A 6,738-nucleotide genomic window follows, 5' to 3' on the forward strand; every position below is an offset into this window, starting at 1 on the left:
GCTGTCCCGTCGTCCCGTAGAGAGAGCAGAGCAATGAGCAAGCTGCGCGTGGCCGTCCTCGGTGCCAAGGGCCGCATCGGATCCGAGGCCGTGCGAGCCGTCGAAGCCGCCGACGACATGGAGCTCGTCGCGGCACTGGGCCGGGGCGACAAGCTCGAGACCCTCGTCGACACCGGCGCCCAGGTGGCCGTCGAACTGACCACCCCCGCCTCGGTCATGGGCAACCTCGACTTCTGCGTGCGCCACGGCATCCACGCCGTGGTCGGCACCACCGGCTGGACCGACGAGCGCCTCGCGCATCTGCGGACCTCGCTCGCCGCCTCACCGGAGACCGGTGTGCTGATCGCGCCCAACTTCTCCATCGGCGCCGTCCTCACCATGAAGTTCGCCGCCCAGGCCGCCCGCTGGTTCGAGTCGGTCGAGGTCGTGGAGCTGCACCACCCGAACAAGGCGGACGCCCCCTCCGGCACCGCGACGCGCACGGCCCAGCTGATCGCCGAGGCGCGCGCCGAGGCCGGCTGCGCCCCGCAGCCCGACGCCACCGTGACCGCACTCGACGGCGCGCGCGGCGCGGACGTCGACGGGGTGCCGGTGCACGCCGTACGGCTGCGCGGCCTGCTCGCCCACCAGGAGGTCCTGCTCGGTGGCGAGGGCGAGACCCTCACCATCCGCCACGACTCCCTGCACCACAGCAGCTTCATGCCGGGCATCCTGCTCGGTGTGCGCCGCGTGGTCGACACGCCCGGGCTGACCTTCGGCCTCGAGAACTACCTCGACCTCGGCTGAGGATCCCCGTGCGTGCCAAGATCTCCTACTTCGTCACGGCTGCCGTCCTGGTCGTCTACTTCGTCCTGGTCGGCAGCCGGGGCGTGCTGCTCATCGAGCAGGGCACCCTGCTCACCGTGACCTTCGGCGTCGCGGTGCTGATCCTGCCGCTGATCGGCATCTGGTTCCTCTGGAAGAACACCCAGTTCGTCAGGAAGGCCAACGCCCTGGCGGCGGAGCTCGACGCCGAGGGCGGGCTGCCCGTCGACGAACTGGTCCGTACGGCCGGCGGGCGCATCGACCGCGACTCGGCCGACGCCGTCTTCGCCAAGCGCCGCGCGGAGACCGAGGACGCGCCGGACGATTGGCGCTGCTGGTTCCGGCTCGCCGTGGCCTACCACGACGCGAGGGACACCCCGCGGGCCCGCAAGGCGATGCAGCGCGCGATCGCGCTCCACGAGGGAAGGCAGCTCGGGGTCTGACCCGACGCCTTGGACACCGCCCGGCCGGACCGGGCCCGCGCCGCCCGTCACAGGCCGAGCGGCATGCGGGGGGAGCGCGCCGGTACGGCCCGCGCCGGGTGGGGCGGTTTCGCTCGAACGGAGGAGGCGGTCCCGTTCCCCGATGCGGCAGCGGCCCGGGTGCGCCCCGGGCCGCTGCCGTGAAGAACCGCCGCTGCCGTGGAGAACCGCGGAGACCGGCTCAGCGCTCCGGTCCGTACTCCGCGCCCCACGCCTCGATCGTGTCGGCCGCGCGGTCGAACGCCTCCACGCGCGACAGGAAGTCCCCGTTGTGGTCGGTGAGCAGCGTGACCGGCTCGTCGCCGTCGCGCACGAGCACCAGCGCCTGGCCCTGGACCGTCCGCGGCAGACCGAGCCACCGGACCGGCTGCTGCGCGGTCCGCAGGGCCTTCACCTTGGCCCAGGGCAGGGTGGTGGTCGAGAACAGCGCGACGTGCCGCAGACCGTGCCGGCTCACCCAGGTGCCCATGCGCAGGATCCGCAGCGCCCCGCAGATGAACAGCGCGGCGACGCCGATGCAGACCGTCGCTCCGGGCAGCGCACCGGCGAACGCGATGACCATGGCCGCGAGCAGGACGAACGAGGCCAGCAGCAGGAGCAGCGCCGCCCCACCGACCCGCCATGGGCCCGGACGGTACGGACGTCGCCACAGATCGTGATCATCGAACGGCAGAGCGACATCGTCGTCCGCAGCGTCAAAGGCACGGTCCGCCGTCAGAAAGGGCAGGGGCACGGCTGGTCCTCACTCGTCACCACTTTGGGGCTGTGACCGGTGAGGCTACCGAGGCGCCCGGCGACCGGCCACCCCAGGGGGGCCATGGGGGTGCATCCCGGCAAGCCGGCCGGGATGGGCGTCAGCGGTCCTCGGACTGCTGGGCCTGGCTGGGTGCCTTGGGGGAGACCGGAGCCTCCAGCGCCGGAAGCCCGAAGAGCAGGGACCCGACCAGCCCGGCCACCACGGTCAGGCCGATCAGCGTACGGCCGACGAGCTGGGAGGCACTGGGCCGCCGCCGGGGCGGCGGGGTGACGTTGCTGCGGAAGCGGTCGGCCTCGGCGACGAACGCGAACGGAACGGCTTCTCGCCGGCGGAACATGGAGCGAGCCCCCCTCGGGGTCTGTGACGAAACGTGGCTACTGGTACAGACGCGTATAACCGGAGTTTGGTGCCCGAATCCAGTGAATCGGACGTGGAGAAACCGGGACGGTCCGCCCCCCTTCGTCGTTGGAACGAGCGACCGTAGAGAATGGGCGCCGTCCGAGCGACGCGACTGGAAGGACCCCCGCCGGTGACCCGGAATCCCGACGACATCAAGCCCAGCTTCCGCAGCGATGTCACCGTCGAGCTGGTGAAGCACACCGCCGGCGACTCCGACGTGCTGTGGGCGGCTCGGGTCTCCACCGCGGGCGAGCAGTCGCTGGACGAGCTCTCCAAGGACCCGGAGCGGTCGAAAGGGCTGATCAACTACCTGATGCGGGACCGCCACGGCAGCCCCTTCGAGCACAACTCGATGACCTTCTTCATCAGCGCCCCGATCTTCGTCTTCCGCGAGTTCATGCGCCACCGCGTCGGCTGGTCGTACAACGAGGAGTCCGGCAGGTACCGGGAGCTCCAGCCGGTCTTCTACGTGCCGGACGAGTCGCGCAAGCTCGTGCAGGAGGGCCGCCCCGGCAAGTACGTCTTCGTCGAGGGCACCCAGGCCCAGCAGGAGCTGACCGGCCGGGTGATGGAGGATTCGTACCGCCAGGCGTACGAGGCCTACCAGGAGATGCTCGACGCCGGAGTGGCCCGCGAGGTCGCCCGCTCGGTCCTGCCCGTCGGCCTCTACTCGTCGATGTACGCGACCTGCAACGCCCGCTCGCTGATGCACTTCCTCGGCCTGCGCACCCAGCACGAGCTGGCCAGGGTCCCGTCCTTCCCGCAACGGGAGATCGAGATGGTCGGCGAGCGCATGGAGGAGCACTGGGCGAAGCTCATGCCCCTGACCTACGCGGCCTTCAATGCCAACGGTCGTGTGGCCCCGTAGGGCACAGATGTACGGTCAGCCTTACTCGGTGTCCGTATTGCGGCGTTTCGAGAAGTTCATCTAGGCTGATCAAACGGACCCGGCACTGCTTGAACCCCCGAGCAGGCAGTGCCGGGCTCCACTGAGCAGGGATACGTCACGTCCCCCAAGGGGACCCTCCGCGCTGAGCAACGAGTAGCGTGTTACCCATGGCACCGATCTCCACTCCGCAGACCCCCTTCGGGCGGGTCCTCACCGCCATGGTCACGCCGTTCACGGCGGACGGCGCGCTCGACCTCGACGGCGCGCAGCGGCTCGCCACCCACCTGGTGGACGCAGGCAACGACGGCCTGATCATCAACGGCACCACCGGTGAGTCCCCGACCACCAGCAACGCGGAGAAAGACCAGCTCGTCCGGGCCGTCCTCGAAGCCGTGGGCGACCGGGCGCACGTGGTCGCCGGGATCGGCACCAACGACACCCAGCACAGCATCGAACTGGCACGTGCCGCCGAGCGCGCAGGCGCGCACGGCCTGCTGGCCGTCACCCCGTACTACAACAAGCCGCCGCAGGAGGGCCTGTACCGGCACTTCACGGCCATCGCCGACAGCACCGGACTCCCGGTGATGCTGTACGACATCCCCGGCCGCAGCGGCGTCCCGATCGACACCGAGACGATCGTGCGTCTGGCCGACCACCCGCGGATCGTCGCGAACAAGGACGCCAAGGGCGACCTCGGCCGCGCCAGCTGGGCCATCGCCCGCAGCGGACTCGCCTGGTACTCGGGCGACGACATGCTCAACCTGCCGCTGCTGTCCGTGGGTGCCATCGGCTTCGTCTCCGTGGTCGGCCATGTCGTCACCCCGGAGCTCCGTGCCCTGGTCGACGCCTACACGGCGGGAGACGTGCAGAAGGCGACCGAGATCCACCAGAAGCTGCTCCCGGTCTTCACCGGCATGTTCCGCACCCAAGGCGTCATCACCACCAAGGCCGCGCTCACCCTGCAAGGCCTGCCCGCGGGCCCGCTGCGGCTCCCGCTCGTCGAGCTCGGCGAGGCCGAGACGGCACAGCTGAAGATCGATCTCGCGGCCGGCGGGGTACAGCTGTAACCACAGACTTCACAACTGAATACGTCCAACTGAATACGAACGACCGGACGACAACAGCAAGTGCACGAATGTCATGCGCGCCACGTGCCCAAGCGGTACGTGGCGCGCGTCGTGAGGAGAGTCTTTTGAGTCATCCGCATCCCGAACTCGGCGCTCCGCCGAAGCTCCCCAAGGGTGGCCTGCGCGTCACACCGCTCGGCGGTCTCGGCGAGATCGGCCGCAACATGACCGTCTTCGAGTACGGCGGCCGCCTCCTGATCGTCGACTGCGGCGTACTCTTCCCCGAGGAGGAGCAGCCCGGCGTCGACCTGATCCTGCCGGACTTCACCACAATCGTGGACCGCCTCGACGACGTCGAGGGCATCGTGCTCACGCACGGCCACGAGGACCACATCGGCGGGGTGCCGTATCTGCTCCGCCTGAAGCCGGACATCCCGCTGATCGGCTCCAAGCTGACCCTCGCCCTGATCGAGGCGAAGCTCCAGGAGCACCGCATCCGTCCGTACACCCTGGAGGTCGCGGAGGGGCAGCGCGAGCAAGTCGGCCCCTTCGACTGCGAGTTCATCGCGGTCAACCACTCCATCCCGGACGCGCTCGCGGTCGCCATCCGCACCCCCGCGGGGACGGTCGTGCACACGGGCGACTTCAAGATGGACCAGCTCCCGATGGACGGGCGCCTGACGGACCTGCACGCATTCGCGCGCCTGAGCGAGGAGGGCATCGACCTCCTGCTGTCCGACTCGACCAACGCCGAGGTCCCCGGCTTCGTCCCCGCCGAGCGGGACATCTCGAACGTGCTGCGCGGAGTCTTCGCGAACGCCGGCAAGCGCATCATCGTGGCCAGCTTCGCCAGCCACATCCACCGTGTGCAGCAGATCCTGGACGCGGCCCACGAGTACGGCCGCAAGGTCGCCTTCGTCGGCCGATCCATGGTCCGCAACATGGGCATCGCCCGCGATCTCGGGTACCTCAAGGTGCCGGGCGGCCTCGTCGTGGACGTCAAGACACTCGACGACCTGCCGGACGACAAGGTCGTGCTGATCTGTACCGGTTCGCAGGGCGAGCCGATGGCGGCGCTGTCCCGCATGGCCAACCGGGACCACCAGATCCGGATCGTCCAGGGCGACACGGTGATCCTGGCGTCCTCGCTGATCCCGGGCAACGAGAACGCGGTCTACCGCGTGATCAACGGGTTGAGCCGGTGGGGCGCGAACGTCGTCCACAAGGGCAACGCCAAGGTCCACGTCTCCGGCCACGCCTCCGCCGGCGAACTGCTGTACTTCTACAACATCTGCAGGCCGAAGAACCTCATGCCGGTCCACGGCGAGTGGCGCCACCTCCGCGCCAACGCCGAGCTCGGAGCCCTGACGGGCATCCCCAAGGACCGCATCGTGATCGCCGAGGACGGAGTCGTCGTCGACCTGGTCGACGGCAGGGCCAGGATCAGCGGCAAGGTCCAGGCGGGATACGTGTACGTGGACGGCCTCTCCGTCGGCGACGTCACCGAGGCCTCCCTGAAGGACCGCCGCATCCTCGGCGAGGAGGGCATCATCTCGGTCTTCGTGGTGGTCGACTCCACGACCGGGAAGGTGGTGGGCGGGCCGAACATCCACTCCCGCGGATCCGGCATCGAGGACGCCGCCTTCGACGCGGTGATGCCCAGGATCGAGGAAGCCATCCAGAAGGCCGGGGCCGACGGGGTCGCCGAACCCCACCAGCTGCAGCAGCTGATCCGCCGCACGATCGGCAAGTGGGTCTCCGACAGCTACCGCCGCCGGCCGATGATCCTGCCGGTCGTCGTTGAGGTCTGACGACTCGTCGACCGAGTACGGAGCGGGGCGGCCCTCGATTTGCATCGGGCCGCCCCGCTCCAGTACGTTGGCGTCTCCGCCCGAGGGAAACCCGAAGCGCCGATGTGCGCTCGAAAGGTCTCCACAACGGGTCGGGAAATCCGACTCAGAATCTCTGATAAAGTCGGACGCGCCGAAAGGCAGCCGAAAGGCAAAAGGCCCTCCAGCGGCCACCGGAAATGAATTCCGAACCGGGAACGGAACGGAAAACGGATCTGGTAAGGTTGGAAACACCGAAGGGAAGCGCCCGGAGGAAAGCCCCAGAGAATGTTCTGCGGGTGAGTACGAAGGAAGCGTCCGTTCCTTGAGAACTCAACAGCGTGCCAAAAGTCAACGCCAGATATGTTGATAACCCCGTCCATCCGCACGGATGGTCGTGGTTCCTTTGAAAAAACACAGCGAGGACGCTGTGAACCGGGAAGACTATTCCTCTTCCCGGTTCCGCTCTCGTGATGTGTTCGCCCCGATCACGGGGAAGCATTCACGGAGA

At 68.8% G+C, this 6,738-nt stretch carries 7 protein-coding genes; 5 read left to right on the plus strand and 2 right to left on the minus strand.

From position 1 onward, the window contains the following. Positions 1–33 precede the first annotated feature (33 nt). Positions 34–786, plus strand: a complete 753-nt coding sequence (gene dapB, locus BLT82_RS35465; RefSeq protein WP_093662445.1) for a 4-hydroxy-tetrahydrodipicolinate reductase — start codon at positions 34–36, stop codon at positions 784–786. 8 nt (positions 787–794) lie between these two features. Next, positions 795–1,247: a tetratricopeptide repeat protein gene (locus BLT82_RS35470; RefSeq protein WP_093662447.1), complete on the plus strand. Its 453-nt coding sequence runs from the start codon at positions 795–797 to the stop codon at positions 1,245–1,247. Positions 1,248–1,467: 220 nt separating this feature from the next. Here BLT82_RS35470 and BLT82_RS35475 read toward each other — a convergent pair whose 3' ends face one another. After that, entirely contained in the window at positions 1,468–2,019 is a 552-nt protein-coding gene (locus tag BLT82_RS35475) for a hypothetical protein (protein WP_093662449.1), read from the minus strand. A gap of 121 nt (positions 2,020–2,140) precedes the next feature. Then, positions 2,141–2,380 (minus strand): hypothetical protein, encoded by a 240-nt coding sequence (locus tag BLT82_RS35480; RefSeq protein ID WP_093662451.1) that lies wholly within the window; start codon positions 2,378–2,380, stop codon positions 2,141–2,143. Positions 2,381–2,572: 192 nt separating this feature from the next. Here BLT82_RS35480 and thyX point away from each other — a divergent pair, with 192 nt between their 5' ends. From thyX to BLT82_RS35495, 3 genes are all read left to right on the plus strand, one after another. Continuing rightward, entirely contained in the window at positions 2,573–3,310 is a 738-nt protein-coding gene (gene thyX / locus BLT82_RS35485) for an FAD-dependent thymidylate synthase (protein ID WP_093662453.1), read from the plus strand. A 188-nt stretch (positions 3,311–3,498) separates the two neighbouring features. Beyond that, entirely contained in the window at positions 3,499–4,398 is a 900-nt protein-coding gene (gene dapA / locus BLT82_RS35490) for a 4-hydroxy-tetrahydrodipicolinate synthase (RefSeq protein WP_093662455.1), read from the plus strand. A 125-nt stretch (positions 4,399–4,523) separates the two neighbouring features. Then, positions 4,524–6,209 carry a ribonuclease J gene (locus tag BLT82_RS35495; RefSeq protein WP_093662457.1) on the plus strand — a complete coding sequence of 562 codons (1,686 nt, stop codon included), beginning with the start codon at positions 4,524–4,526 and terminating at the stop codon, positions 6,207–6,209. Positions 6,210–6,738 lie beyond the last annotated feature (529 nt).

This window comes from Streptomyces wuyuanensis, from assembly GCF_900103455.1.
GTDB lineage: Bacteria > Actinomycetota > Actinomycetes > Streptomycetales > Streptomycetaceae > Streptomyces > Streptomyces wuyuanensis.

Excerpts from the sequence above, each read along its gene's own strand:
- dapB (WP_093662445.1), top strand. The coding sequence starts at position 34 with ATGAGCAAGCTGCGCGTGGCCGTCCTCGGTGCCAAGGGCCGCATCGGA.
- BLT82_RS35480 (WP_093662451.1), bottom strand. The coding sequence starts at position 2,380 with ATGTTCCGCCGGCGAGAAGCCGTTCCGTTCGCGTTCGTCGCCGAGGCC.
- dapA (WP_093662455.1), top strand. The coding sequence starts at position 3,499 with ATGGCACCGATCTCCACTCCGCAGACCCCCTTCGGGCGGGTCCTCACC.